19 protein-coding genes are annotated in these 26233 nt (G+C 64.8%); 11 read left to right on the forward strand and 8 right to left on the reverse strand.

What is annotated here, in order from left to right; genetic code table 11:
- Genes ACIP5T_RS10840 through ACIP5T_RS10855 form a run of 4 tightly spaced genes read left to right on the forward strand, consistent with a single transcriptional unit; the run spans position 1 to position 15092 of the window.
- Entirely contained in the window at positions 1-4698 is a 4698-nt protein-coding gene (locus ACIP5T_RS10840) for an Eco57I restriction-modification methylase domain-containing protein (protein ID WP_400863008.1), read from the forward strand.
- The gene (locus tag ACIP5T_RS10845) at positions 4695-11075 is read left to right on the forward strand and encodes a DEAD/DEAH box helicase (protein WP_400863010.1); all 6381 of its coding nucleotides are present in this window, start codon (positions 4695-4697) and stop codon (positions 11073-11075) included. Before ACIP5T_RS10840 ends, ACIP5T_RS10845 begins: the two co-directional genes overlap by 4 nt.
- A gap of 2 nt (positions 11076-11077) precedes the next feature.
- Complete coding sequence (locus ACIP5T_RS10850) at positions 11078-13288, forward strand: 3'-5' exonuclease (protein WP_400863013.1); 2211 nt, start codon at positions 11078-11080, stop codon at positions 13286-13288.
- A 28-nt stretch (positions 13289-13316) separates the two neighbouring features.
- Positions 13317-15092 carry an ATP-dependent nuclease gene (locus ACIP5T_RS10855; RefSeq protein WP_400863015.1) on the forward strand — a complete coding sequence of 592 codons (1776 nt, stop codon included), beginning with the start codon at positions 13317-13319 and terminating at the stop codon, positions 15090-15092.
- A gap of 392 nt (positions 15093-15484) precedes the next feature.
- On the opposite strand, the gene ACIP5T_RS10860 is transcribed toward ACIP5T_RS10855, so the two are convergent.
- The 3 genes from ACIP5T_RS10860 to ACIP5T_RS10870 form a co-directional block, all read right to left on the reverse strand.
- The gene (locus tag ACIP5T_RS10860) at positions 15485-16264 is read right to left on the reverse strand and encodes a hypothetical protein (RefSeq protein ID WP_400863017.1); all 780 of its coding nucleotides are present in this window, start codon (positions 16262-16264) and stop codon (positions 15485-15487) included.
- A gap of 31 nt (positions 16265-16295) precedes the next feature.
- The gene (locus ACIP5T_RS10865) at positions 16296-16958 is read right to left on the reverse strand and encodes a hypothetical protein (protein WP_400863019.1); all 663 of its coding nucleotides are present in this window, start codon (positions 16956-16958) and stop codon (positions 16296-16298) included.
- Between the two features lie 84 nt (positions 16959-17042).
- Positions 17043-17255 (reverse strand): hypothetical protein, encoded by a 213-nt coding sequence (locus tag ACIP5T_RS10870; protein ID WP_400863020.1) that lies wholly within the window; start codon positions 17253-17255, stop codon positions 17043-17045.
- 499 nt (positions 17256-17754) lie between these two features.
- Between ACIP5T_RS10870 and ACIP5T_RS10875 the strand changes: the two genes are divergently transcribed.
- Positions 17755-18756: an SDR family NAD(P)-dependent oxidoreductase gene (locus ACIP5T_RS10875; RefSeq protein WP_400863022.1), complete on the forward strand. Its 1002-nt coding sequence runs from the start codon at positions 17755-17757 to the stop codon at positions 18754-18756.
- A 605-nt stretch (positions 18757-19361) separates the two neighbouring features.
- On the opposite strand, the gene ACIP5T_RS10880 is transcribed toward ACIP5T_RS10875, so the two are convergent.
- The gene (locus ACIP5T_RS10880; RefSeq protein WP_400863024.1) at positions 19362-19832 is read right to left on the reverse strand and encodes a hypothetical protein; all 471 of its coding nucleotides are present in this window, start codon (positions 19830-19832) and stop codon (positions 19362-19364) included.
- Positions 19833-19952: 120 nt separating this feature from the next.
- On the opposite strand from ACIP5T_RS10880, the gene ACIP5T_RS10885 reads away from it, so the two are divergent.
- Positions 19953-20267, forward strand: a complete 315-nt coding sequence (locus ACIP5T_RS10885) for a hypothetical protein (RefSeq protein ID WP_400863025.1) — start codon at positions 19953-19955, stop codon at positions 20265-20267.
- A 31-nt stretch (positions 20268-20298) separates the two neighbouring features.
- On the forward strand, positions 20299-20679 hold the full coding sequence (locus ACIP5T_RS10890) for a hypothetical protein (protein ID WP_400863027.1): 381 nt from the start codon (positions 20299-20301) through the stop codon (positions 20677-20679).
- A 10-nt stretch (positions 20680-20689) separates the two neighbouring features.
- On the opposite strand, the gene ACIP5T_RS10895 is transcribed toward ACIP5T_RS10890, so the two are convergent.
- A complete protein-coding gene (locus ACIP5T_RS10895) occupies positions 20690-21100 on the reverse strand; it encodes a DUF1428 family protein (RefSeq protein ID WP_400863029.1) in 411 nt (136 codons plus the stop codon).
- Between the two features lie 74 nt (positions 21101-21174).
- Positions 21175-21744, reverse strand: coding sequence for a TetR/AcrR family transcriptional regulator (locus ACIP5T_RS10900; protein ID WP_400863031.1), 570 nt, complete (start codon positions 21742-21744; stop codon positions 21175-21177).
- 135 nt (positions 21745-21879) lie between these two features.
- Between ACIP5T_RS10900 and ACIP5T_RS10905 the strand changes: the two genes are divergently transcribed.
- Genes ACIP5T_RS10905 through ACIP5T_RS10915 form a run of 3 tightly spaced genes read left to right on the forward strand, consistent with a single transcriptional unit; the run spans position 21880 to position 23628 of the window.
- A complete protein-coding gene (locus ACIP5T_RS10905; RefSeq protein ID WP_400863033.1) occupies positions 21880-22182 on the forward strand; it encodes a hypothetical protein in 303 nt (100 codons plus the stop codon).
- A gap of 1 nt (position 22183) precedes the next feature.
- Positions 22184-23194 (forward strand): hypothetical protein, encoded by a 1011-nt coding sequence (locus ACIP5T_RS10910; protein ID WP_400863034.1) that lies wholly within the window; start codon positions 22184-22186, stop codon positions 23192-23194.
- Positions 23191-23628 carry a hypothetical protein gene (locus ACIP5T_RS10915; protein ID WP_400863036.1) on the forward strand — a complete coding sequence of 146 codons (438 nt, stop codon included), beginning with the start codon at positions 23191-23193 and terminating at the stop codon, positions 23626-23628. Before ACIP5T_RS10910 ends, ACIP5T_RS10915 begins: the two co-directional genes overlap by 4 nt.
- A gap of 126 nt (positions 23629-23754) precedes the next feature.
- Here ACIP5T_RS10915 and ACIP5T_RS10920 read toward each other — a convergent pair whose 3' ends face one another.
- Complete coding sequence (locus ACIP5T_RS10920) at positions 23755-24342, reverse strand: dihydrofolate reductase family protein (protein ID WP_400863037.1); 588 nt, start codon at positions 24340-24342, stop codon at positions 23755-23757.
- 123 nt (positions 24343-24465) lie between these two features.
- On the opposite strand from ACIP5T_RS10920, the gene ACIP5T_RS10925 reads away from it, so the two are divergent.
- A complete protein-coding gene (locus ACIP5T_RS10925) occupies positions 24466-24867 on the forward strand; it encodes a hypothetical protein (RefSeq protein WP_400863038.1) in 402 nt (133 codons plus the stop codon).
- 4 nt (positions 24868-24871) lie between these two features.
- On the opposite strand, the gene ACIP5T_RS10930 is transcribed toward ACIP5T_RS10925, so the two are convergent.
- A complete protein-coding gene (locus ACIP5T_RS10930; RefSeq protein WP_400864715.1) occupies positions 24872-26224 on the reverse strand; it encodes an L-serine ammonia-lyase in 1353 nt (450 codons plus the stop codon).
- Positions 26225-26233: the final 9 nt, after the last annotated feature.

Genomic DNA, 26233 nt, shown 5'->3' on the forward strand with positions numbered 1-26233 from the left:
ATGCCATCGGACGCGTTCATCGTCGGGGAAGACTGGATCAGCGAGCACTACTTCAACACAGAGTCTGCGAAGCAGTCGTTCCTGGGCCGAGTCATCACCCGCCGCAAGGACTGGGAGGAGCGCGAGAGCGCGGGAGAGAAGACGCCTCGGTCGCGCCTCGCGGCGGCAGGAGCCGCACTAACGTCGCTGCTCTCCAACGTCGACACGGACGCGGACAACGATGCGGTGATCGAGGTCGATGCGGGCCGCTACCGCAGCGAGATCCTCGCTCCCCTCGCCACCGCCCTCGGCTACGAAGATGCTCGCTGGCGCCGCGAGACGAACGGGCCGATCACGCTGCTCGCGCCGAAGGACGCCACCGAGGTCTCAGCTGCCCTGGTCTTCGCTTGCCCTGTCGCCGACGTGGTCCATCTCCTGTCGAAGAACAAGCCGACACTGCTCGAGCCGTTCCTGCCGGAAGACGAGACCGACGAGGTCATGTCCGTGGCGCGGGCTCTCTCATGGCTGTTCACGAGTGATGACGCTCCGGCGTTCGCGGTGGTGCTCAGCGGCGCGAAGGCGCTCGTCGTCGAACGCGAGCGCTGGGCCGAAGGCCGCTACCTCGCCGTCGATCTGCAGCTCGTACTCGACCGCAACGAGGTGAAGAAACGGGGTGGCGAGTTCGATCGTGCCGTCGCTGCGCTTGCCGCGGAGTCGGCCTCACCCGACGTCGACGGCACCACGTGGTGGACCGAGACGCTTGACGACTCGGTCAAGCACACCGTCGGTGTATCGAAAGACCTCCGTGACGGCGTGCGGGAATCGATCGAGATCATCGCCAACGAGGTCGTGCGCCGCCGTGCCGCGCAAGGACTCGACCCGTTGCCCTCGAGCGAGGCGAACACACTGGCCCGGCAGTCGCTGAGATATCTCTACCGCGTGCTGTTCCTGCTGTTCGCCGAAGCATCGCCCGAGCTGCGTGTGCTTCCCGTCGGTGCACCGGAGTACGCCCTGGGGTACGGCCTCGACCGGCTGCGCGAGCTCGTGCTCGTCGAGCTCGGCGAGGAATCCCGCCACCGCACTCACCTGCACGAGTCGCTCGACACCCTATTCCGCCTCGTCGACGTCGGCCATGAGAAGTCGACCGCTACCGACGAGGCAGATCTCCCCGAAGGACTCGAGTTCCATCCGCTGAGCGCCGATCTGTTCCGACAACAGTCCGTCGCGCTGATCGATGCGGCGAAACTCGGCGACGGAGCTTTGCAGCGCGTGCTCTCGCTGCTCTTGCTCACGCGTGAGGAGCGGACCGAGAAGGGCGGAGATCGCGGCTTCATCTCGTACGCCGACCTCGGCATCAACCAGCTCGGGGCCGTGTACGAGGGCCTGATGTCGTACAGCGGCTTCTTCGCCGAGACCGACCTGTTCGAGGTGGCGAAGGACGGCGACTCGTCGAAGGGCTCGTGGGTCGTGCCCGTCGAGCGCGCGCACGACATCGCGAAGCAGCACTTCGTGATGGCCGAGGACCCGATCACCCACGAGCGGGTGCAGCGGCGGTATCGCGGAGGCGAGTTCGTCTTCCGGCTCTCCGGCCGTGAACGCCAGACCTCGGCCTCGTATTACTCTCCCGAAGTCCTGACGAAGTTCGTTGTCGGCCAGGCACTCGAGGAGCTGCTCGATCAGGAGGGTCACACCACGTCGGCCGAAGAGATCCTCAGCCTGAGCGTGTGTGAGCCCGCCCTCGGCTCGGGTGCGTTCGCCATCGAGGCGGTGCGCCAACTCGCCGATGAGTATCTCAGCCGTCGCGAGCGGGAGGTCGGCGAACGCATCGACCCTGACGAGCGTCCGCGCGAGCTGCAGAGGGCCAAAGCCGCGATCGCCCTGCACCAGGTGTACGGCGTCGACCTCAACGCGACCGCCGTGGAACTCGCCGAGATCTCGCTGTGGCTCGACACCATGGTCGACGGGCTGCAGGCACCGTGGTTCGGGCTACGCCTGCGGCGGGGTAACTCACTCATCGGTGCCCGGCGAGCGGTGTACTCGTCGCAACAGGTCAGTGACAAGGCATGGCTCAAGGACGTGCCGACAGATGTCCCCGTGGCCTCGCTCGTCGACGACATGCGGGAGGGCCGGATCGGCTCGGCGACGAGCGGACGGGTCCATCACTTCCTGTTGCCCGCCGAAGGCTGGGGCGCCGCCGTCGATGCCAAGGAAGGCAAGGAGCTCGCGCCCGAAGCACACGCGAAGCTCCGCGCCTGGCGCAACGAGATGCGCAGAAAGCCCTCGAAGAAGCAGCTCGATCGGCTGCTCGGTCTGAGCCATCGAGTCGAGGTGCTGTGGCAGTTCACGCTGCGTCGGCTGGAAATCGCCGAGTCGCAGGTGCGCCGAGAAGTGACGTTGTGGAACGACCCGCGTGAGACCCATGAGCCCGCTGCTGCGATCACACGCGACGAGATCGAGCGTTTCCTGAAGGACCCGAATGGCGCATACCAGCGCCTTCGTCGCGTGATGGACGCCTGGTGCGCGATGTGGTTCTGGCCGCTCACCGACTCCCTGACGGATGGCGCAGCGCCGCCGACGTTCGACGGGTGGCTCGACGGCCTCACTGCCCTCCTCGGCGTGCACGCCGAGGTGAAGGCCCCTAAGCGCGCGTCGGATGGTTCACAGACGCTGGGTCTGCCGACGAACTGGCACGACCTCGACGCAGCCGAGGAGGTCGAGCTCGGCTTCGCACAGGTGGAGAGTGTCGACGACGCTCTGGGAGCGCATGCGTGGCTGCGCGCTTCGGAACGGATCGCCAATACGACCGGCTTTTTCCACTGGGAACTCGACTTCGCGGGGGAATTCGCGCAAGGCGGCTTCGACCTGCAGGTCGGGAACCCGCCATGGGTGCGACCTGACTTCGATGCGGCTGCGTCACTGGCCGAGAATGATGTCTGGTTCGCGTTAGTCTCCAAACCATCGACTGAGGACTTCACTCAGCACCGATCAGCCGTCACCGCGGATCTCGCGGCGTCGGCAGCCCATGTCGATGACGCCGTTGCAGCCGTAGCGACCCGCTCGTACCTTGGCTCCCTGAACAACTATCCCCACCTTGTTGGGTTACGACCGGACCTCTACCGGTGCTTCATGGAGCTGACCTGGGCTCATCTCAAGCCGACCGGCGCTGTGGCTCTGATTCACCCGGAGAGCCACTTCACAGATGAGAAAGCGGGCCACCTTCGGGAAGCGACGTACGAGCATCTGAGACGTCATTGGCAGTTCATCAACGAGCTCTCCTTGTTCGAGATCCACCACCTCGTCTCCTATGGCGTGCATGTCTACGGGGCAGCACGGCAGCCGCGGTTCCGGATGGCGACGAACCTGTATCACCCGGAGACCGTAGTCAGCTCACTGCGACACAACGGCGACGGCGCCGAACCCGGCATCAAGAATGTCGAAGGCAATTGGGATCTCAGCGCGCACAGTGGCCGCATCACGACCGTCGACGACGATGTGCTGAGGTCATGGCACGCGCTACTTGAGGACGAAGCCACGCCGCTCCGGCGCACTCGGATGGTTTACGCGGTCAATCGCGCTACCGCCACTGTGTTGGCGAAACTCGCCAGCGCACCCAGACTCGAGTCCTTCGGTCTTGAGTTCTCACAGGGCTGGAATGAGACAACCGACTTCAACAAGGGGTTCTTCTCAAAATCTTGGGGCGAGTCGACGTCTTGGGATGACGCAATCCTGCAAGGCCCGCACCTCTTCGTCAGCAACCCCTTCTACAAGTCCCCGAACTCGACGATGCTCCACAATCTGGACTGGTCGCCGGTGGACCTGGAAACGCTCGCGCCGAATGCGATGCCCATCACCTCCTATAAGCCAGCCAAGCCACGCGCCGAGTACGACGCCGCCTACACGCATTGGGGGCCGGACCGAGTTCCTGCCCGCGACCACTACCGCATCGCCTGGCGGAAGATGGCAGCGAACACGGGCGAGCGAACCCTCATTAGCTCACTTGTGCCACCTGGAGCAACGCATATTGACGGCATGCAAACGGTCGGCGCGCCAAAAGCCACGGCTCGTGACCTGCTCGTTCTGCAGGCGTGCATGTCATCCATATGTAACGATATGGTCGTCCGCGCAGCGCCGAAGGCGAACATTCGCTTTCAGACCGTTGCAAACCTGGCAGGTCGCCAGAATCATTTGACGCCCGCGCTCACTCTGCGAGTTGCACGATTGAGTATGATCACTTCGGCGTATGCCCCGCTGCTGGCAGATGCGTTCGAGGACGAATGGCGGACCGATCAATGGACGACCAACGCGGAGGGCGCAGGCGCTGCATCTGTTTCTGTCGACAGTGCCTCCTGGACTCCCGACGTCCCTCTTCGCCGAGCATCCGATCGCCGCCAGGCACAGGTCGAGATCGACGCCATCGTCGCACTGTCGCTCGGCATCACCGCTGACGAACTCTGCACGATCTATCGAACTCAGTTCGCCGTGCTCTACGGCTACGACCGCAACGCGTATTTCTACGACGCCAATGGGCGCCTCGTCCCGAACGAGGTGCTGAGGGTGTGGCGCCAGAAGGGCGAGGCGATCTCACAGGAGGAGCGAACCGCGACGAACGCGTCAGGCAACACCTACGAGTACGAGCTGCCGTTCGTCACGCTCGACCGTGAGACCGACATGCGTCGGGCCTACGCCCACTTCGAGAAGATCCTGCAGGAGCGCTCATGAGTGAACTGCTTCCCTCGCGTCAGGCGGTGCAGATCCGCGAGGCTCTAATCGACTACCTCACCACGACCTTCGCGCTGTCGGATGTCGACGCTCAGCGGTCGCTCACCGAGTTCCTCACCGATCCCGAGGCGGGCATCTTCCGCGGTCCGTTCGTCCGGGCGCGCATCCCGTTCCGTGCGGCAGACGACGGATGGCGGGAGACACTCGACTGGTACGAGGGCAACACGCCTTACGGCCACCAGGCCGATGCGTTCCGTCGTCTCAGCAGCTCGAACCTGGGACAGCAACCCGACGGATCGGTGAAGGAGCACCCCCTTCCGACACTCGTCGTCACCGGAACAGGCTCGGGGAAGACCGAGGCGTTCCTGTATCCGATCCTCGATCATGTGTTGCGGGCGAAAGCGGCGGGCGCAGACGGCGTGAAGGCCCTCATCCTCTATCCGATGAACGCACTGGCGAACGACCAGGCGCGACGTATCGCTGAGATGATCCGCGGACATGACGCGCTCAAGGGCGTGCGCGCGGCGCTCTACACCGGTGAACAGGCGGGTGCGAAGCGCACACGAGTCACCGACGACGGCCTCATCAACCACCGCGAGACGATCCGCGACGATCCGCCCGACATCCTGCTGACCAACTACAAGATGCTCGATCAGGTGCTGCTGCGCCCCGCCGACCGTTCACTCGTAGAGGCGATGAGCCAGGGCCTGCAATACCTGGTGCTCGACGAGTTCCACACCTACGACGGCGCGCAGGGCACCGACGTCGCGATGTTGCTGCGGCGACTCGGGCTCGCGTTGCGTCGCTCACGCGGTGACGCGCGACCTCTCGACGCCGAGTTCGAAGCCTTCCCCCTCGGTGACGCGACACCGATCGCGACCAGCGCGACTCTCGGTGACGACGGCGACCCGTCGGGCATGCTCGCGTTCGCGGAGACCGTGTTCCGCCGACCGTTCGACACCGCGAGCGTCGTCACCGAGACCCGGCAGTCGGCGCGCCTGTGGATCCAGAACGCCCGCGCCGCCGGCCGTATTCCGACGACCCCGGCGGCCGGCATCAACAATGCTCTCGCCACAGCCGTCGCCGAGGCCGATATCGAGGAGGACGCATCCTCGTCGGAGATCGCCGCAACTGTGCTCGACCTCCTGTATTCGGCATCCACCGATCCTGACGTGGCGTATACACGCGTCGAATGGGCGGATCTACCGGACGAGGACCTCCTGGCGAGCGTCGCTGCCCACCCCCTGATCCACTCCATCGCGCAGGCCGCTGACAAGGCGATCTCGATCGACGACCTCGCCGATCAGCTGCTGCCGCGCGGCCTGGGGACCGACGAGACGTTCGAGTCGCGGCGCGATGTGCGACGCACCTTCCTCACCCGCGTCTTCGCGATGCTCAGCCATGTGCGCGCACGAGTCGGCCGGGCCGCATTGTCGATCGACCTCAACCTCTGGGTTCGCGAACTGACCCGCATCGACCGGGCCGCCTCCCCCATCGTGCGATTCTCGTGGTCGGATGACGGGCCGAGCGATGCCCTGCTCGACGACGGCGAGTTCGCCGTGTTTCCAGCGATCTACTGCCGCCACTGCGGTCGCAGCGGCTGGGGCGTCGAGCTCGCCCCGACCGGCAACGAACTTTCGGCCGATGACGAGAGCATCCGTCGCAATCACGCCTCGCGCGAGACGCGCAGTCGCTTTCGGGCACTGCTGCATGCTCCCGGCGAAGCCGAGTCATTCGAGGCCGGTACCCCCGTCGCGGGCTTGACCTGGTTCGATCCCGAGCTGCGTCGCGTCTCCGCGACTGTCCCTGAGGATGACGACGGCACGGCGGTCCATCTGCCCGTCCTGACTCTGACCGGCGATGACGCGAGCGACGACTCGCGCGACGACGTGTGTCCGGCATGTCAGCGCCGTGACGGCATCCGCTTCCTCGGGTCGGCCATGGCGACGATGCTCAGCGTGATCGTGACCACGCTCTTCGGCGACGCCCAGCTCGACCGTGCGGAGAAGAAGGCCCTCATCTTCACCGACAGCGTGCAGGATGCCGCGCACCGGGCCGGATTCGTACAGAGCCGCGCACACGTGTTCGCGCTGCGCAACGCCATCCGGCAGGCGGTGGGCGATCAGCCTGCTCCGCTCGACGAGATCGTCACCCGCATGGTGCAGCAGGCAGGCGATGACCCCGACGCCAGGTATCGGCTCGTGGCTCCCGAGCTCGTGGAGCGCGAGGACTTCGCGCCGTTCTGGTCGAGCGACACCCTGCGCCAGGTGCCGACCCAGGTGCGCACTCGGATCAACCGACGCCTGCTCTTCGACGTGGCGATGGAGTTCGGACTGCACTCCCGCGTCGGACGCACGCTCGAACTCACCGGCAGTCTGGCGGCAGGCGTCGACGCGTCCGACGCCAAGCTCGAGGCGCTCGGCCGGAAGGTGCTGGTCGACGGAGGCTCGGAGACCCTCGAAGGGCTGTCGGCTGCCGACGCGGATCCGGCGATCGTGCTGCGTTGGGTGCGCGGCGTGCTGGAGCGCATGCGCGAACGCGGTGCCATCGAGCACGAGTGGTTCGCGAAGTACATCGCCGAAGACGGTCGTCGCTGGAACGTGTCGGGCGGACGCCCCCGCGGGACAGGCATGCCTGCGTTCCCACCCGGGCGAGAGGCGCCTGCCTTCCCGCGCGTCGGACCCCATGCGCCGACGGGCACGGACGGGCACCGCACGCATCTCGACGTGGTGTCATCGTCGCAGAGTTGGTTCGCGACGTGGGCGCGCAAGGCCCTCTCGGTCACGGCGGCCGAAGGGGCGACACTCACTGCCGCGCTCCTGGCTTCTCTGGCGAAGGACGGACTGCTGCACGCGATGAGCATCGCGACCGGATCCGCCACCGTTTACGCCATCCCCCCGGCATCCGTGATCGTGGCGCCGGTGACCGACACTGAACTCTTCGACGGACGAACCCGACTCGTCTGCGACGTCTGCCAGAACCCGGTCACGGGCCTTCCCTCCGCTGTGGCCGCCCTGCGCGACGGGCCGTGCATGTCGGCGCGGTGCCCCGGCAGGCTGCGCGCGGCGCAGACAGGTCAGAACTACTACCGCGGCTTGTACGACGAGGGGCAGATGCGGCGCGTCGTCGCGCGCGAGCACACAGGTCTTCTCGACGACGATCTGAGGCTGCAGTATGAGAACGCCTTCAAGTCCTCGGACGAAGACCCGTCCGCACCGAACGTGCTGGTGGCCACCCCGACACTCGAGATGGGCATCGACATCGGCGACCTGTCGACCGTGATGCTCGCAGGTCTGCCGCGAACCGTGGCCTCATACCTGCAGCGGGTGGGCCGCGCCGGACGCCTCACGGGCAACGCTCTCTCGATCGCCACGGTCACCGGTCGCGGCGACCAGCTGCCCCGAATGGGTGATCCGCTGTCGGTCATCAACGGAGCCGTCCGCCCGCCGGCCACCTATCTCGATGCCCAGGAGATCGTCCAGCGGCAGTACATCGCGTCTCTGCTCGACCGACGCACCGGGGCCGGGCTGCTGACGCAGACCGACACCCACGACGTGCTGGCGTCCAGCGAACGCGGCACACTTCTCGGCAACCTGATCGACGACGCGGACGGCCATCACGAGCAGCACGTCGAGGAGTTCCTCGCGAGCCTGCCCGGGATCGCCCCCCTGACGGCAGAACGGTTGCGTGCGTTCGCAACACCCGTCAGCGATGACGGCACCTCGCCACTCGCGGATACCGTGCGCGATGCCGTGCAGCGCTGGAACAAGCAGATCGAAGCCCTGGCATTCCGTCGTAAGGAGATCGCCGACGCGATCCCTGATCTGGAAGCCGCCAAGGATCTCGGCCTCGAGCCGGACGCCGAGGAGAATCTTCGCACGGCGAGGATCACCCACCGTATGCTGGGCCGCCAGCTGAACGAGCTGCACACCGACCATTGGGTCGCTTCGCTCGAGCGATTCGGCCTTCTGCCGAACTACACCCTGCTCGACGACTCGGTGACGCTCGACGCCGCGATCTCGTGGGTCGACCCCGAGACCGGGAGCTGGCAGGAGGATCCGGTGAGCTATCAGCGCGGCGCCTCGGTCGCGATCCAGGAGCTCGCGCCTGGCGCCTACTTCTACGCTCAGGGCTTGGAGATCGAGATCGACGCCGTCGATCTCGGTCCCGGGGGCGAAGCCGTGCAGGAGTGGGCGTTCTGCGCACGATGCGGTCATGGGCGCAACCTCGTGGCAGGAGACGGGCTGAACATCTGTCCACGGTGCGGGGCGAAGGGACTGAACGACGTCGCCCAGCGACTTCGCGTGGTCGAACTCGACACGGTGTCGGCCATCGCGCGCCGCGACGAGGCTTCGATCAGCGACCGCAGCGACGAGCGCCGCCGCACGCGCTTCACCGTTCAGGTCGCTGCAGATCTCGACCCGGCCGGCGTGGCCAGGCGCTGGTTCGACGACGAGACGCATTTCGGTGTCACCTACGCGCGCGACCTGACGATCCGGTGGCTCAACCTCGGACGACAGAGTGCCGGAGGCGAGGTACGGATCATCGCCGGTCGGGAACACCACACTCCGCTGTTCCGTGTGTGTGACACCTGCGGCAAGCAGGACTCGCAATCGGGTGGAAACCGCCCGAGCGATCATCGTTCGTGGTGCGCTCGGCGCCGGGAGACCCGAGAGCACACGATCGCGCTCGCGCTCAGCCGCACGCTCGTCACGCAGGGGACATTCCTGCGTCTCCCCATCGGGATCACGCTCGGCGACTCGCTCGCCGTGCCGAGCCTGGCGGCCGCGCTGATGCGTGGGCTACGTGAGGTCATAGGTGGCGACCCCGATCATCTTCGCGTCATCTCGACGATCGAGCCCGTCGGTGACGACACGACCGCGGAATCCCTGCTCGTGCATGACGCGGTGCCGGGTGGCACGGGCTACCTCGCCGAACTCGCCGATCCGAATCAAATGTTCGAGTTGCTGTCGACGGCGTGGAGGATCGTCCGCGACTGCGAATGCCGTAGCGAGCAGCGCGCCGCCTGCCATCGGTGCCTGTTGCCGTATGCGAGCGGGAACACGAGCGTCGTCTCGCGGGCGAGCGCCGAACAGGCGCTCGCGAAACTGCTGCGCGTGGGTACCGATGGTGAGCCCCACGCATTCGTGCCCGTCGAGCAGGACCCGGGAGTCGTGCTCGACGAGTCCACGATCGAGCAACTGTTCAGGATGCGCTTCATCGAGCGAGCACGGAAGCTCGGCGGAACCGTGAAGGAGAAGCCCGGGGACTGGGGCAACAAGGTCCAGGTGAGCTTCCCGGGGGACGCGCGCATCTGGAAGCTGAGCCCGCAGGTGTCGCTCGGATTCACGAAGCCTGACTTCGTCCTCGAACAGCACGGCGGCGGAGCCGAACCCATCGCGATCTACACCGACGGGAAGGCATTCCACGCCAGCATCCAGCACAATAAGCTCGCCGAAGATGCCGGGAAGCGGGCGCTCGCACGCAACGGCGGACACCGGGTGCTCGCGGTGACGTGGGCCGATCTGCAGGACGACGACGCGCTGCCCCACGACTGGATCGACCCCGGCTTCGCCGAGCGGATCGCTCCGATGTATCAGCTTCCGCTGGTGCAGCTCGACCGACTCCACGCCGATCCGTTGACGACGCTCATGGAGTGGATGCAGGACCCAGCCGGGGAGGCGAAGCGCCGCGACAAGATCGCTCGTGCATTCCCCATGATGACGAGGAGCGCCGGTGGTCCGGCGCCCGACGTCACGCCCGTCGATTCGGCATCCGCGGTGATGCGCGGGGCTGCCGATCCGACTTCGGACGACTCAATGATCTGGGTCGTGGATCGCGGCGCTCTCGTCCACGCGACTCGGATGGGCGATCAGGGCGCATCGGAGTTCGCCCTGATCATCGACGACCGAGACGCTGCTGTCAGCGCTGAGGGTTTCACGGACGCATGGCGACTCTGGTTGCATCTGTCGAACGTGATCGGTTGGAGACACGATCTCAGCGGTGTCGAGATCCTCGCGCTGTCACAGGTCGTCGACGCGGGCGGGGACGCTGGCTCGACGGGCGTGCTCGGGCACGTTGACTTCCCGCTCGCGAACGTCAGCATCGAATGGAAGACCCTCGCCGAGGGCGCCACCTCCGCGGAGAAGATCCTGATCGCCGCGCTCGCCGCCGCCCCCGGCATCCCGATCCCGAAGATGGGACTCGAGTTGGGCGACGGCATCCCGTTCTCCTTCGTCTGGGAGGATGAGCGCGTCGCGACCGCCTGGGGGCTCGATGATGACGATCGAGAGTCCCTCGCGTCACTCGGATGGACCGCAGTGGAACCCGAGGCGGATGCGGTCATGAATGCCCTCGCATCTTCAGGAAGGAACTGACCATGCCCACGATCGTCTGGGGGGCCGCGAAGGACCCGAAGCATGACCAGGCTGTGAAGGCCAAGATCTACACCTTCCTGGGGAAGCTCAGCGACGACGACACCGTGCCGGGACTCCACATCGAGCCGATGCAGAAGCCGCGCGATGCGCGTGCGCGCACGGGACGGGTCGACATCCACTGGCGCGCCGTGCTCTTCAAGCTCGAGCCCGCCGGAGACGAACCCGTATACGTGTACGCCGGGACATGGCATCACGACGAGGCCATCAAGCGGGCCCGGACCACGACGCTGAGCATGAATCCGGTCAACGGTCTGGCCGTCCTGCGGCAGGAGCTCGACACCGCCGATGAGATCGAGGCGCAGGCCCCTGCTGCGGCCGCGCCCATCGCCGATGAGGCCCCTGCGCAGACGACTGCACTCCTCGCCGATCTCGGGTTCTTCGTCACAGACCTGACCGAAGAGTTCGGCTTCGACCAGGAGGCGGCGGAGGCGGCCTTCCGCGTTCCGGACGAGGAAGCCCTTCTCGACTTCGCGACAGGTCTCGACACCGCCTGGCAGGCGGACGTCCTCGTCGCGATGGGCGCAGGAACCGCGCTCCACCTCATCAAGGAAGAACTCAAGCTCGACCAGCCTGTCATCATCGACCCGGGCGCGGACGATGACACGAAGCTCGTCGAAGCGCTGCGGCATCCCGCCGCCCAGATGCAGTTCACGTTCATCGACGACACCGAAGAGCTGCGCCGTGTCATTGAGGGCGGCGACTTCGGCGCATGGCGTGTGTTCCTGCACCCGGAACAGCGGGAGTACGCCGAGCGACCCCGCAACGGCTCGTTCCGCCTCACCGGAGGGGCCGGCACCGGGAAGACCGTGGTGCTGTTGCACCGCGCTCGGCACCTGGCTCGGAAGGATCCTCACGCACGGATCGTGCTGACGACGTTCACGCGAGCCCTGGCCGAGAATCTGCGTCGCGACCTGGAGCGCCTCGATCCCGACCTCCCGTTCGCGGCGAAGCTGGGAGAACCGGGAATCCTCGTCCGCGGAGTCGATCAGATCGCGTCCGATGTGCGCGCAGCCGCCGGGGGTGCAGCCTTCGGCGATGCGTCACTGGCGGCCATCGGTTCGTCCCGCGACAGCATGGCGAGTGCCGCAGAGATCGACTGGAAGTCGGCGATCCAGGAGGCCGGTGGCGATCTGCCGATCGCTCTGAGGTCCGAAGCATTCCTCGACAACGAGTACACCCAGGTGGTGCTTCCACACCGCATCCATGAGCTCGACGACTACCTGCTGGTGCGCCGGCCAGGACGCGGCGTCGCGCTCGACCGCGGACGACGCGCAGCGGTCTGGGCAGTCGTCGAGCAGGCGCGCAAGAACCACCGGATCGCCGGAGCGCTCTCGTTCGCCGAGGTGGCTGCGATCTCGGCAGAGTGGCTGAAATCGAACGGGCAGACCCTCGCTGACCATGTGCTGATCGATGAAGCCCAGGACCTCGTCCCGTCGAAGTGGCAGTTGCTGCGTGCTCTCGTGGCCGAAGGCCCTGATGACCTCTTCATCGCAGACGACACGCATCAGCGGATCTACGGGCAGCCCACGGTGTTGAAACGCTACGGCATCGCCGTGCAGGGCAGATCCCGCCGCCTCACACTGAACTACCGCACGACTCTCGAGAACCTGAGATACGCGATGGAGATCCTGTCCGGTGTGGAGTACTCCGATGCCGAAGCGGAAGATGTGACGACCGCGGGCTATCGCTCGTCACGCAGCGGACCGAAGCCCGTCACCCGCCCGTCAAAGTCGGATGCCTCACAGTTCGACGCGATCGCGGACGACGTGAAGCGATGGATCGCCGAAGGCGTGAAGCCGGAGACCATCGCCATCCTGTCGTCGTCGAACACCTCATCGAAGAAGGTGCAGCAGGGGCTCGGACAGCGTGACGTGGCGGTGGCACTGCTGAACTCGCCTCGGATCACAGGCGGACAGCCTGTCGCGATGACGATGCACAACGCGAAGGGCATGGAGTTCTCACGCGTGGTGTTGTTCGACGTCTCCGACGGTTCGTTCCCGCCAGCCATTGCGTACAAGGGCGTGCCCGATGAGGAGAAGCCGGACCTCGACAAGCGCTTCCGTTCGCTGTTGTACGTCGCAGCCAGCCGCGCCCGTGATGAGCTGGTGGTCACTTGGAAGGGAGCGCCGAGCGCGTTGCTTCTCGGCGACTGACGACTAGCAAAATGCTGAGCAAACGACTATGACAGATACTTTCGACCAACTTGCCAATTTCGTGCCGAACAATGTCGCAGAGCCATTAATTCGGAGTGTGCGGTTTCCCAGATTCAAGAATTTGAGTGATCATCTGACCCTGACGTTCGATTTTCCGATCACGGCATTGATAGGCCCCAATGGAACCAACAAGAGTTCCATCCTTCGCGCCATTCAGGCCTGCCCTGACCAGTACAACATCGGGGACCACTGGTTCGACACTCCGCTCGACCCGATCGGCCGAAATGACGAAGGAAAGGCTGACCCCCACCGATACATTCACACGTACCGGACGCCGTCCGGAAGGGTCGCGGAGGTTCTGAAAGTTCGCGTCGACAGAAAGGACCGAGGACCGGACTACTTTGAGACGAGCGCGCCTCGGCGCCGAGACCGGATGGCAGCAATGCCTGGACTCACTTCCGACAAAGACTCGGGGGTGTATACGAAGACAAGATGGCGACCTATCCAGAAGGAAGTAGTCTACCTCGATTTTCGTCAGGAGCTGCCTGCTTACGATATTCTCATGCATTTCGCGTTTGTCGGCCAAAATGCAGATATTGATTCAAAGAAGGCTCGAATTCGACGCAGCGGAGGTCATGTGGCGGCTGCGCTGGAGAACCTTGAATCATCACACTCATGGCATCGAAGAGAGAGAATACTCGAGGCCGCGGAAGAGCTTTCAGATAAAGAGCTTAGAGCCCTCAATCTCATTCTGGGGCGAGAGTATAATTCAGTGCGCCTACTTAAGCACGAGTATTTCGGCGTTGCAGGATACACCGCTTCCTTGGCCACGAAAAAGATGGAGTACTCAGAAGCCTACGCCGGCAGCGGCGAATACGCGGCGTTGATGATCGTGAGACGGATCGCGCGAGCCAACCCCCGAAGTCTCATAGTTCTCGACGAGCCAGAGACTTCCCTGCATCCAGGTGCTCAACGAGAGCTCATGCGGTTCATTGCCCGCGAATGCCTAGAAAAGAAACACCAGGTCATCATGGCCACCCACTCGCCCGCGATGGTCGCCGAGCTGCCGGATTGCGCCAGAAAACTGCTCGACACGCACCCATCCACAGGCAAGGTTGAGGTTGTCTCGAATTCTGCTTCGGTGTCCGAGTCTTTCTCACGAGTAGGCAGTGATCTTTCCGGGAGATCAATCGTCGTGGAAGATGACCTTGCGCGCGAGTTTCTCCTCCGCGCCGCTCGCGCGGAAGGCACAGACTTCTTGAACGGGCTCTCGATAACAATTGTCCCGGGGGGTGCCGACACGATCTTGCAGCGCCTCATCCCCGTTGAAGCGCAAATGAATTCCCTGGTAGTTGTCATTCTCGATGGAGATAAGCGGCCCACCGATGCCACCTCGGAGGCCAGCATTCTTTCGGACGAGCAGTTGCAGGGAGTGCTGGACCAAATCAATATACCCACCTCGGTACTCATCCGCGATGGCGGAAATGGAGCCCAAGATACGCAACTCAGCTCGGCGCGACGACGCACGCTCAGTTGGGTCAACGAGCGTCTCGACTATCTCCCTACCCGGCTGAACCCCGAGTGCCTATTACTAGAGATGTTGGGAGAGTCCATTACGGATCCTGAGCTGGGAAAGCAGGAGTGGGTGGCTCGTGCGTCGGTCGAGTTCGACTTACTCCCGAGTGAGGCCCCGAACGCTGCTGACATCCTGGCCACTCAACGAGCGGCTTTAGCTCGGGTCGCAACGGACCATGAGCTCTTCCTCGAACTCCGCGGAGAACTTCGTCGCCTAGCTGCGCATTGATCGCCGCTTGACGTGCCTGCTGCCTACCTCGCGGATGGATGGAAGTCACGTCTTGACCACCGCATGCTGCCCCTCGCGACCTACCTCCCACGCTTCCGCCAGAAGCCTTCGACCAGCCGCTCGGCCTCGGTCGACGCATTGCCGTGTCCCTAATAGAGCGAACGTACGCTGAACAGCTCCGCGCAGTATGCGGAGACTGTCCGGCGGAGTGTCGCGTGCTGCCACGGGTCCGCCGCGCCTTGCGGTGCTCACGCCCGAGTCGCCGGGCGCACCGATCACAAAAAGCACCCGGCGAGCTTCGCTTCGCACGCCGCCTGAGTCCGCGCAGTCACTCCCCTGGGCCAACAGCAACAGCTCGGCGCATGGGGCCGGTCATTTGACGGAGCTCAGAATCAGAACCTGATACTCGTCGTGATCTCGATGCTCCGGATCGACTTGACCTCGCGGGTGAACGAGGCGCCCACGTTGATCCCCTTCTTACCCGAGACGGACTCAGCGATCGACAGCGCAGCGCGGAGGTTCGCGTCGGACTCTCGGGTTCCACTGAGGGTCATCCGGTATCCCTGAATCGGGTTGGACCCCGTCCGCATCTCGACGAGCGACTTTAATTGTTGATCGTTTGCGAGGTTGTGGCGGCGCAGAAACTCCAGGGCGGCTTCCGGATCGGGCTCGCCGCCGCCGAAGGTCAGCTGCCCCTCGAGGCGTGCGTCGAGCTTGCGCGCCACCTCCTTTGACACGTCAGTGTCGCCACCGCCGAGTCCAGGAATCATCGCCCTCACACCGCCGTTCGTCGAAGCGGTCTGGCGCTCGATCTTCGCGTCCTCGAATCTCACGTCCGTCGCACCGAGCAGCTTCGCGACGGTGGCAAGGTGATGATACTTCGCACTCGCGAACGACTCGAGGGCGTACTCGGAAAACTCGAAAACCTCGGACTCGTAAGGATTCTTGATCAACAGAGCTCCGGGAATCAGTTGACCTGCTGCTCGAAGGAGCTCACGGACGGCGTTGACCTGGGTCTCGTTACCTGCGGGCATCACGGAGTAAGGAACGACCATCGCATCGAGATCGTCGACCAATGCGACGGAGTCAGAGTCACCGGTGATGTCCAGGTAGAGGCTGTCGTCGGCGACCAGCACTGATCGAGGCGATCTGTTGTTCAGGGTGTCCATCACGAGTCCCACGCTCCCTGTGCCGGAGGGCCGACTACTGCAGCCGGCTCTTGATCCCTCGGAGAAGCCTATCGGCGTCCTTCGAGGTGGACAGGCTTCCGACGACGACAGCGGCTCCGCCGAGTCGGATGGATCCGATCTTGATCACATCGGCTTCCAGGACTTGCTTGGCCACTCGCGATGGGTGGCGCGCGTTGTCCGGATGCTCGTCGGCCCACGTGCCCACGAGCAGGATCTTGGGAGCACTGGCGGGCTTCGCGCTGAGCCATTTCCTCAACAGCGCGAGGTGGGTGCGCACCAGTTGAATGGTCCCGGCATCGCCCTGCGCGACGAGATCAGCGCGGAACAGATACCAGACGTGATCGGCAACCGCGAAGGCATCCTTCCACTCGGCCACGCTCAGGCCGTCGCTCCCGGGGAGATCCCGAGGGACCGCGAAGTCGACTGCTTTGCCCCTTATCTCCAATCGAAAACGACCACGATCAGCACCGGGTTTCGCGCTCGGCAGTCCATCGTCGGGGGCATTGACGTCACGGAGCAGCCTGATCAGCGCAGTCTTGCCCGTCTGCGGAGCCCCCAAGATCGCCACTGTGCGCTGGTCGAGGATCTTCCAGATCCTCGGAAGAGCCGCGAAAACGGCCGCGCTCACAGCCACGGCGGCCGCGGCGATCGGCACGACCAGGATCGGAAACGGCACTCTGCTCCCCCACCTCGGCCGCTGATCAAGCCGCTCGATTCTTATTGGCCTGCCCCACCCGGGGAGGCCTGGTCGAGTCCAACCCTAGCGGGGCCTCATCGCGTCACCGCTGCCATACCGACGATCCTGCCTTCTCAACTCAGCGGCAGCACGTGCGTCAGCGAAGTACGGGAACACCTTCGCCTCGATCTTGGCGCGCTCCCAGTCGTGTTTGAGCATCCTCTGGATTCGGGAACGCACGAGAGATCTGTGCTGGCCTGAAGGTTCGGTCACGAACTTCTCGAGGAGCTCGACCATTTCACGATCCTTCGACGGATTCAGTCGGAGAACGATCGAGTCACACAGCTTCTCCCGCTCAGACCTCTTCTTCTCGCTGAGTAACCGTGACACGAGGTCACGAACGGCCTCTCGCCATCCCTGTCTCTGCTCGGCCACCGCCTTCAGATGCACGTTCCGCGCTGTCGCCCAAATCGCGACAGAAGCACTGATGACACCCGCGACCAACGCAGTCGACCAAAGATCAGACATGATGCTCCATTTTCTTGAAGCTCCCATAGACAGTCATAGCGCCGCACTCTAGTAGTTGCAAGCACACGGATGGCGAGCCCAAGTGCATCCACAGGATGAAGAACTGGCTACCCGCCCGAGGTCAGCACCGAGCGCATCGCGTAGAGGACTTTTTCTATTGGAACGCTCATTCACCGCGCAGACGAGGCACCACTTGAGCGTCCTCAAGCGTATGCTGAATAATAAGTAGACGCACCGTTGCGAAACCCAAGCCTCAAGGAGCTCGACCATGGCCCTCACCGCACACTCCACCATCGGCGACTGGATGAACGACCCGACCGGCGGGCCGCTCATCCGCGCACTCTTCGAGCAGACGGGCGCCGACCCCGAACTCCTCACCCCCGTACTCGGACTACCGCTGCAGCAGCTCGTCGCCATGAGCCAGGGACAGCTTCCACAGTCGATCGTCGACGACCTCGTGCGCGCAGCCAACGGCGGCGAGATCCCCGAGGCTGACGAGTCCGAAGGCTGGACGGAGAAGCCCACCACCGGACGCTTCGCCGGCAAGACCGTGATCGTCACAGGCGCAGCATCCGGAATCGGCAAGGCGACCGCATCGCGCATCGCCCGCGAAGGCGGACGCGTCATCGCCTCTGACATCGCCGCCGACAAGCTCGACGCTCTGAAGGCCGAGCTGCCGGATACCGACATCACCACCGTCGCCGGAGACCTCACCAAGCAGGACGCGATCGACGCCGTCATCGCCGCCGCGGGCGACCGCATCGATGCTCTCGCGAATGTCGCGGGCATCAACGACGACTTCTCCCCCGCAGGCGAGACGACGGATGCCGTCTGGGACCGCGTCATCGCCATCAACCTCACCGCCCCGTTCAAGCTCATGCGCGCGGTGCTGCCGATCATGGAGAAGGCCGGCCGCGGCTCGATCCTCAACGTCTCCAGCGAAGCAGGTCTGCGCGGCAACTCGTCGGGCAACGCCTACACGGCCAGCAAGCACGGCATCATCGGCGTCACGAAGTCCGCGGCATTCATGTACGGGCCGAAGGGCATCCGCGTGAACTCCGTCGCTCCGGGCGGCGTCGCCACCGGCATCCCGATGCCCCCGAACATGTCGGAGTACGGCTCGGGTCGCCTGGCCCCGTTCCAGCAGGCGATCCCCACGGTCGCGACCGCCGAGCACCTCGCCGCGTCGATCACGTTCCTGCTGTCAGACGACGCCGTGAACATCAACGGTGCCGTGCTGGCCTCGGATGGTGGATGGTCGGTGCAGTAAGCACCCCGATGACCACGCCCCTGCCGACCCGAACGGCAGGGGCGTTCTTCTTGCTGCCGCCGAGTCGGCGCAGCCTCATACCGCTCCTCGGTCACCGGCTTCAGGGTCTTCATCACTGAGCAGCCGGCGGGCTCGCTCATTCAGCTCGTACTGACGACTGTGGTCAGGACAGAACCAGCCTTCCTCAAAATGCCGAGCGCCCTCGGTTGCTCCACACTTCCGCTTTGCAAGTCCGTCATACTCTTCGCACGGGTTTCGTTCGGGTGGGAGCAGCTCCTCAGGAGCGAGGTGACTCCATGGAGCCCAGGAGCGTTTCGGATGCTCCTCGCATCTCCACTGCCAGCTGCCACCCTGTTCATGAACTCCGACCGCATCCGGCCGATAGACCGAATCGGCTGTCCAGACTCGGTACACCGTCAGGTCCTGAATTGGATGCCAGGCGTCACCGTCCTGAACGCCACAGTATGTGCAGTGCCCTGAGTTCTCGTTGCCCGTTCGCACCCTTCGGTCAGCCACTTGCTCCAACGGGTACGGCGTCTCGACCAGCATGTCTTGATAGCGCACGTTCATCCTTCCACTCTGTTGAGAATCAGTTCCGAGCCCGTTCAACTCGCGCGCTCCGCATCGCGAAGCAGCTTGGCAACCTCAGGAGTCATTGAGTACTTCTCGCCATCCCAGCCCCAGACGTAGTGCCAATCCCCACCTTTGGGAGTGCGGTATAGCGGAAGCTGGGCTCGCCGTATCGCCTTGCCGACCCCTCCGAGAATTCCCGCGATGCCCGAGACGCCGTTGGGGTGGTTGAGCGCCGAAGCCAGTTGGTCCGGAGTGAAGTGGACCGTATCGCGCTTCGCGGATCGACTAAGGAAGGTGAGTACTGAGCGGCCAGGTAGCGACACTCCGCTCCAAAACCTCGAAGCGACCTCCTGCGCGTCATCTGCAAGCACCCATGAGGGAACAGCTCCAGATTCGAGCCGCACGGGTTCAGCGGAATCGGGGGTCTCAGCAACGAACTCGCCGAATCGGATGTAGAACTCTTCGACACGACGCTCGGGTACGTGGACAGTGATCGGAATCATCGCGGCCTCTTCAAGGTAGGTTGCAAGCTAGGTTAAGCCTAGTAAATACCACTTTGAGGGGGATTGCAAGGTACCTTAGAACCTATCTTGAAGCAGACGGCGGGATGAAAGACTGGCCCCATGCCCGAGCGTCCCGAGATTGTCTGCATCTGCGGCTCCATGCGGTTCGCCGAGGAGATGCGAGCGGTGAGCCAAAGCCTGACGCTCGCTGGCGTCATCGTCCTCACGCCGGCCGAGATCGACACCCCGATCACCGACGAACAGAAGGCCGCGCTCGGCGAGCTGCACCTGCGCAAGATCGACGTGGCCGATCGTGTCGTGGTGGTGAACCGCGGCGAGCGCTTCGGCGAGTCCACGACGCGGGAGATCGACTATGCGCGCGCAGCCGGAAAGCCTGTGACGTTCGTCCGCCCCGCCTGGGGCTCGCCGCAGTAGTCCTCACATCTCCCCCGCCTACCCTGGCTCTATGAAGAAGCTCCCCGCGCTCGCGACGCTCGCCGTCGGCATCCTGCTGCTGTCCGGATGCTCTCAGGCGTCGACCATCGCGGCCTGCGGCCAGGTCGCCGCTCAGGCCGCGCAGGTCACCGGCGTGATCTCCAGCGTCAGTTCGCCGACTCCCGAGGCCGCGCAGGCCGCGCTCGACGAGGTCAAGAGTGTCGCCGAGAACATCCGCGGTGTCGACGGACCCGAGGAGTTCGTCACACTCCGCGACTCGTGGACCACGAGCATCGACGCCTTCGCCGCCGAGGGCGAGAAGGCCATCGCGGGTGACATCACGGGCCTGGAAGCCGCGACGACGGAGATGCGCGCAGCCACCGACGCGATGCTCGCCTACTGCACCCCGTAACCGGAGCCCGTCACTCTTCCTGCTGAACGCTCATCGCGATCTCGAAGCTGTCGCCGATCACGCGGCCTCCGTCGAAGACGGGGTCTTCATCGAGCGTCTCAAGAACGCGAGGATCGCTCGTGACGGCAGCGGTTCCGCGGTCGCGAACCTCGCGCGACGGCCAGGTCGTCACCATGACCACGACGGATTCCTCGGCGCTCGTGCCCGCGAGGTCGGCGATGCTCTTGAGTTCGCCTGATGCGTAGGAGGTCCCGTCTGCATGGAAGTCACCCGGGTCGGCTGACTCGCTCGACTGCCAGTAGTCCACGACACTGATCGCACCGTGATCGCGGTAGACCCTCGCCATCCGCTTCGAGAAGTCGAGGTATGCGACCTTGCGTTCCGTCGCCACCGGAACGACGGTGATGTCAGCGATGACCATTCTCTGCTCCAGTCCTCAGCGGTGAGTCTCCGTCGCAAGGGTATCCACCGTCGGCCTCACCCAGCCAGACGTGCCTACCGAGCGATGCCCCGCAGCAGCCGCGTCACCGTCTCCTCGACACGCTCTGCGCTCAAGGGCTGACCGATCAGCGCCGCGTACGACGCCATGGCGATGAGCTGGTCGGCGATCGCGTCAGCATCCACGTCGGCCCGGATCTCGCCTGCCGACTGTCCGCGCGCGATCCGTTCGGCGACCCACGAGCGGATCGGCGCCGCAAGACGCTCGTTGAGCGCGAGGCCGAGTTCGTGGTCGGTGGCGGTCACCGCGATCAGCGCCCGGGCGAGTGCGACGCCCTCGGGCCGCGCGAGTCCGGCGGACATCGCGGAGAACCAGGCGTGCAGGTCGGCCCGAATGTCGTCGCTCATCGCGACGGCGGGGTCGGCTCCTGGGAGGTCTCCCTCGAGCAGCGCCTCACCGAGGATCGCCGCCTTCGACGGCCACCAGCGGTAGATCGTCTGCTTGGCGACTCCCGCTGTCTCCGCGAGTCCCTCGATCGTCACCGCTTCGTAGGTGCCGGCGATGACGGCTGCGCGCATCGCCTCGAGCACGGACTGGCGCGCGGCTTCACTTCGGGGACGGGGCACCTGAACAGGCTACCGACGACTCCAGGGGGAGCGTCTCACCGAGGGGCGTCGTCCAGCGAACCTGCCCGCGGTTGCCCACCGCCGATCAGCGCGATATTCCGTGACCGACGCTCGGCCCGCCGATAGAGTCGCGGCATGGGGGATTACTTTGCGTTCAATGCATCCGGAATGCAGAACTCGGCCGGACACACGAGGAACGCGCTCGCAGGATTGGGTGTCGCTGGCATGGACCGCGTCGGCGACTGCGGAAGCTCGCTCGTCGCCACCACAGTCGATTTCTTCCTCGACCTGCTCAAGGAGGCTCTGGATGATGCCGATCAATCGTCCGAGAAGCTGGCGAAGAACATCGAGTTGACCGCCGAAGACTTCGTCGGCACAGAGTCGACTCATCAATCCGAGCTCGATTCCTTCGTGGACACTCTGAAGGGAATCTACTGACGTGAGCACCCAGTGGACGGATTCCAATCCTGGCGCCGGCAGCATGACATCCGTGAGCTCTTTGGCTGCGCAACTGAACAAACTTGAGACGAACCTCGATTCGGGTCTTTCGGATCTGAGGAAGGCCGACGATGTCTTCCTCGATCAGTGGATCGGCCAGTCCGCGACAGGTGCGCGAACACAGCTCTCCTCCCTGCTTGCAATGGCGAAGGCATACGAGAAGGCGATCCGCCGGGTGCGGAAAGCGCTACCCCGGTATGCCGACGAGGTCGAGGAGATTACGGAGCTCGCCGCCATTCAAATCAAAAGACGCAAGGCCGCTCAAGAAGCCCTGCAGGATCAGTTGGTGAACGACCCCGGCGCTTTCGACCCTGAACGGGGCGGGTCCGGCCAGCAAGAGCTCGAGAACGCAGTGGCGGCATTGCGCGCCCTGGCCGTGCGGCGACAGTCCGCCGACGATTCGGTGCTTGCTGAGGTCCGTGCCGCCATCGCGACGACATGGGAGATAGCGCCGGAGGACTATCCGTCGGATCGCACCTGGTACGACCAGGCCGGGTACGAGTACGTGATCGACGACGGACTCGGGTTCTCGACCGACGAGTACACGGCGCAAGAGCTCATGGAACTGTTCAAGAAGTATCCGACAGAGGTTTTTCCGTTCGATGTCGCTGGCAACTCGAGCACCTTCAGAGATGGTGCCTTGTTCACCTTGTCGGACACGATCTTCGACAACGGCAGTGCCGACCCGTACGAAAGCGGTGATGTCGTCGTCACTACGACAGGCACGAGTGTGAAGTTCACTGTCGTCTCCGACAGATACTTCGATGGGCCAGGATCCACGATCGAGTTCTCGATCGTGGAGGCCGACGGCGAATGGGTTCTCCGCAAGACGGCGATCGCGGTGGATGCCAATCAAGCCGCCGCCATCGGTGCAGAGTGGATGGCGGAACTCACCTGGAACGACCAGGCCGAGAACCTCAAAGACGTGGTCGACAAATACGGGAGATCATGAAGCTACGCATACTGACACTGGTCCTCCCTCTCTTCGGTCTCGTTTTCTTCACCCTCGTGATGGCGGGAGCCCAGGCGGTCGAGGTGATCCGTAACCTACCTGATTCGCGCGCCTCCATCGGCTGGATCATCGGGCTCATCATGATTCCGACGGCCATCACAGGCATCGTCTCGGGCCTGACCGCAGCGCTCGGCGCATACATCGGCAAGCGCATGTCGACGAACGCAACGAACGGATCGTCCGGCTGGAAGAGCATCAGCGCCGGCGCCGGCCTCGGCGGATCAGTGGGCAGTGTGCCGCTTCTCGTCTATCTGAGCTGGTGGTCCCAGGCTGGCCTCGGACTGTGGATCCTCGTACTGGGGTACGTGACGATCTTCGTCGCCTACGCAGGGTTCACCGCACTGTTGATGTGGCGCAAACCTCGGGTCGTGTGACTCATGTCGACGCCTTGGAAGTCGCTTCGATGTTCGCGCGAATCTGACGTTTCGCGCTCGACAGGCGAGATCGAGCGGTCGAAGAGTTGATCCGCAGTCCCGGTTACTTCCAGGCGATGAAATGCTTCATCTCTCACGTCCGTCGACGTAGCGCATGGCTGCAGTCCGATACCGCTGCGCCACCGCGCCCGACGCGAACTCCCGCCGCTCCACCAGATCGAGCCGCACCCGCTCACTCAGCCCGTCAAGCAATCGCGGCCCGTGCCCCGCGAGCACCGGATGCACGACGAACGTGTACTCGTCGATGAGTCCGAGTTCGGCCAGTGCCACCGGCAGTGTGACGCCACCCACCGATAGCCCCTCGCCCGGCTGCGCCTTGAGTGCGCGTACCGCATCGCCCAGGTCGCCTCGCACCAGCTCGGCGTTCCAGTCGGCGGCGTCGAGCGTGCTCGACACGACGTACTTCGGCATACGGTCGAGGGCCTCGGCGAACGGGATCTCCCACGCGCTCATCCAGCCGGGCCACACCCCCGACTCCGGACGCCGCCACGCGGACTCCATCATCTCGTAGGTCGTTCGACCGTAGAGCACGGCGTCCGCCCGCTGCATCTCAGCGGTCCAGTAGCCCATCAGTTCCTCGTCGGGAGCAACTCCCGCCTCGTGATGGACGCAGCCGTCGAGCGTGACGTTGATCGAGTAGCGCAGTGCTCTCATCTCGCCGATCTCCTTCGATGCGGGCGGTGGGTGGTGCGGGGTGGACTCAGAGTACTTGCGAGTCGCCGAGACGAACACCCCGCGGTCGTCGAGAGCGTCACGGGCAGCGAATATGGTTGGCGCATGAGCTCCAGCCAGCCCCGCATCATCGCTGTTCGGAGCGGTCGCGTTCGCCCCAGCGGCTCCTGGCTCTACGTCTGGCTCGACTCCGCCAGTGGAGAGATCGTCCACATCGGCGGTACGGGATTCGATCCGGAGTTGCGGGCATACCTACACCTGACGAGCGATGATCCTCGGCTCGGACGAGTTCGGGCCGAAGTGCCTGGATCCGGCGAGCGCGACTTCGATGTTCTCGCCTTCGAGGTGGCCGACGGAATCGCCCGCGAACCCGCGAAGACCGCTTTGGTCGCACGCCTATCGGCCGACGACGAAGACGAACAACTGACTGACGAGTTGCGCGAGATTACCGACCCGATGGTTCGGGCGGTTTCGGACTACCGCGCATCGCTTTCGACGAAGGGCTGACCACTCAGCACTCCACCACGTTCACCGCCAACCCACCGCGACTCGTCTCCTTGTACTTGTCGCTCATGTCGGCGCCGGTCTGACGCATCGTCTCGATCACGGCATCCAGCGACACCACGTGGCTGCCGTCGCCGTGCAGGGCGAGGCGGGCGGCCGTGACGGCGGTCGACGCGGCGACCGCGTTGCGCTCGATGCAGGGGATCTGTACGAGGCCCGCGATCGGATCGCACGTGAGCCCGAGGTGGTGCTCCATCGCGATCTCCGCGGCGTTCTCGACCTGCTGCGGGGTTCCGCCGAGCACGGCGCAGAGTCCCGCGCCCGCCATCGCGCACGCGGAACCGACCTCGGCCTGGCATCCGCCCTCCGCGCCCGAGATCGACGCGTTCGCCTTGATGAGCGAGCCGATCGCGGCGGCGGTGAGCAGGAAGGTCCGCACAGCCGCAGCATCCGCGCCGGGCACGAACCGCGAGTAGTACATGAGCACGGCGGGCAGGATGCCGGCGGCGCCGTTCGTGGGCGCGGTGACGACCCGCCCACCCCCGGCGTTCTCCTCATTGACGGCGAGCGCGAACGCCTGCAGCCAGTCGGACGTGACCGGCTGCCCCGCAGCCTCTGCCCGGAGGATGCTGTCGCGCATCGACCGCGCCCGCCGTGGCACACCGAGACCACCCGGCAGTACGCCGGAAGCATCCAGCCCCGCCTCGACGCAGTCGCGCATGGCGGTCCAGATCGCGTCGAGACCCGCGTCGACGGCATCGGCGCCACGGACCGCGAGCTCGCCGGCCCGGGCGACGTCGGCGATAGACCGACCATCTACGCACAGCGAGAGCAACTCGGCCGCGGTCCGGAACGACGGCATCCCGTCGCGCGCGACCGCGTTTTCGACGACCTCGCCGACGCGCTGGATGAATCCGCCACCCACCGAGAGATACGTCTCCTCGGCCATCGACACCCCACCGGGTCCGAACGCCCGGATCACCAGGGTGTTCGGGTGCGCGGGCTGCCGAGTGAACGGGTCAAGCACGACATCGGAGCTGTCGAACGCCACGGGCACGATGCCACCGAACAGCAGCGGCGACCCCGCCGGATGCCCCGACCACGCACCACGGACGGATCCCGGATCACATGTCTCGGGATCCAGACCCGCGAGACCGGCAACGACAGCATCCGGCGTTCCATGCCCCAGACCGGTCGCAGCGAGCGACCCATAGAGCACCACCTCGACGCGACTCGGACCCTGCGGATGCTGCGCCAGCACCCGCCGCGCGAAGTCGAGCCCGGCACGCATCGGCCCCACCGTGTGCGACGACGAGGGGCCGATGCCGATCGAGAACAGGTCGAACGCCGAGACGTACACGCTGCTGCG

It is taken from the genome of Microbacterium sp. NPDC088619, from assembly GCF_044752825.1.
In the GTDB taxonomy this organism is placed as follows: Bacteria; Actinomycetota; Actinomycetes; order Actinomycetales; family Microbacteriaceae; genus Microbacterium.

Coding starts and splice junctions, on each gene's coding strand:
- ACIP5T_RS10915 (WP_400863036.1), top strand. CDS start 23,191: ATGAAGCTACGCATACTGACACTGGTCCTCCCTCTCTTCGGTCTCGTT.
- ACIP5T_RS10920 (WP_400863037.1), bottom strand. CDS start 24,342: ATGAGAGCACTGCGCTACTCGATCAACGTCACGCTCGACGGCTGCGTC.
- ACIP5T_RS10845 (WP_400863010.1), top strand. CDS start 4,695: ATGAGTGAACTGCTTCCCTCGCGTCAGGCGGTGCAGATCCGCGAGGCT.
- ACIP5T_RS10875 (WP_400863022.1), top strand. CDS start 17,755: ATGGCCCTCACCGCACACTCCACCATCGGCGACTGGATGAACGACCCG.
- ACIP5T_RS10890 (WP_400863027.1), top strand. CDS start 20,299: ATGAAGAAGCTCCCCGCGCTCGCGACGCTCGCCGTCGGCATCCTGCTG.
- ACIP5T_RS10840 (WP_400863008.1), top strand. CDS start 1: ATGCCATCGGACGCGTTCATCGTCGGGGAAGACTGGATCAGCGAGCAC.
- ACIP5T_RS10855 (WP_400863015.1), top strand. CDS start 13,317: ATGACAGATACTTTCGACCAACTTGCCAATTTCGTGCCGAACAATGTC.
- ACIP5T_RS10925 (WP_400863038.1), top strand. CDS start 24,466: ATGAGCTCCAGCCAGCCCCGCATCATCGCTGTTCGGAGCGGTCGCGTT.
- ACIP5T_RS10880 (WP_400863024.1), bottom strand. CDS start 19,832: ATGATTCCGATCACTGTCCACGTACCCGAGCGTCGTGTCGAAGAGTTC.
- ACIP5T_RS10850 (WP_400863013.1), top strand. CDS start 11,078: ATGCCCACGATCGTCTGGGGGGCCGCGAAGGACCCGAAGCATGACCAG.
- ACIP5T_RS10905 (WP_400863033.1), top strand. CDS start 21,880: ATGGGGGATTACTTTGCGTTCAATGCATCCGGAATGCAGAACTCGGCC.
- ACIP5T_RS10885 (WP_400863025.1), top strand. CDS start 19,953: ATGCCCGAGCGTCCCGAGATTGTCTGCATCTGCGGCTCCATGCGGTTC.
- ACIP5T_RS10895 (WP_400863029.1), bottom strand. CDS start 21,100: ATGGTCATCGCTGACATCACCGTCGTTCCGGTGGCGACGGAACGCAAG.
- ACIP5T_RS10870 (WP_400863020.1), bottom strand. CDS start 17,255: ATGGTCGAGCTCCTCGAGAAGTTCGTGACCGAACCTTCAGGCCAGCAC.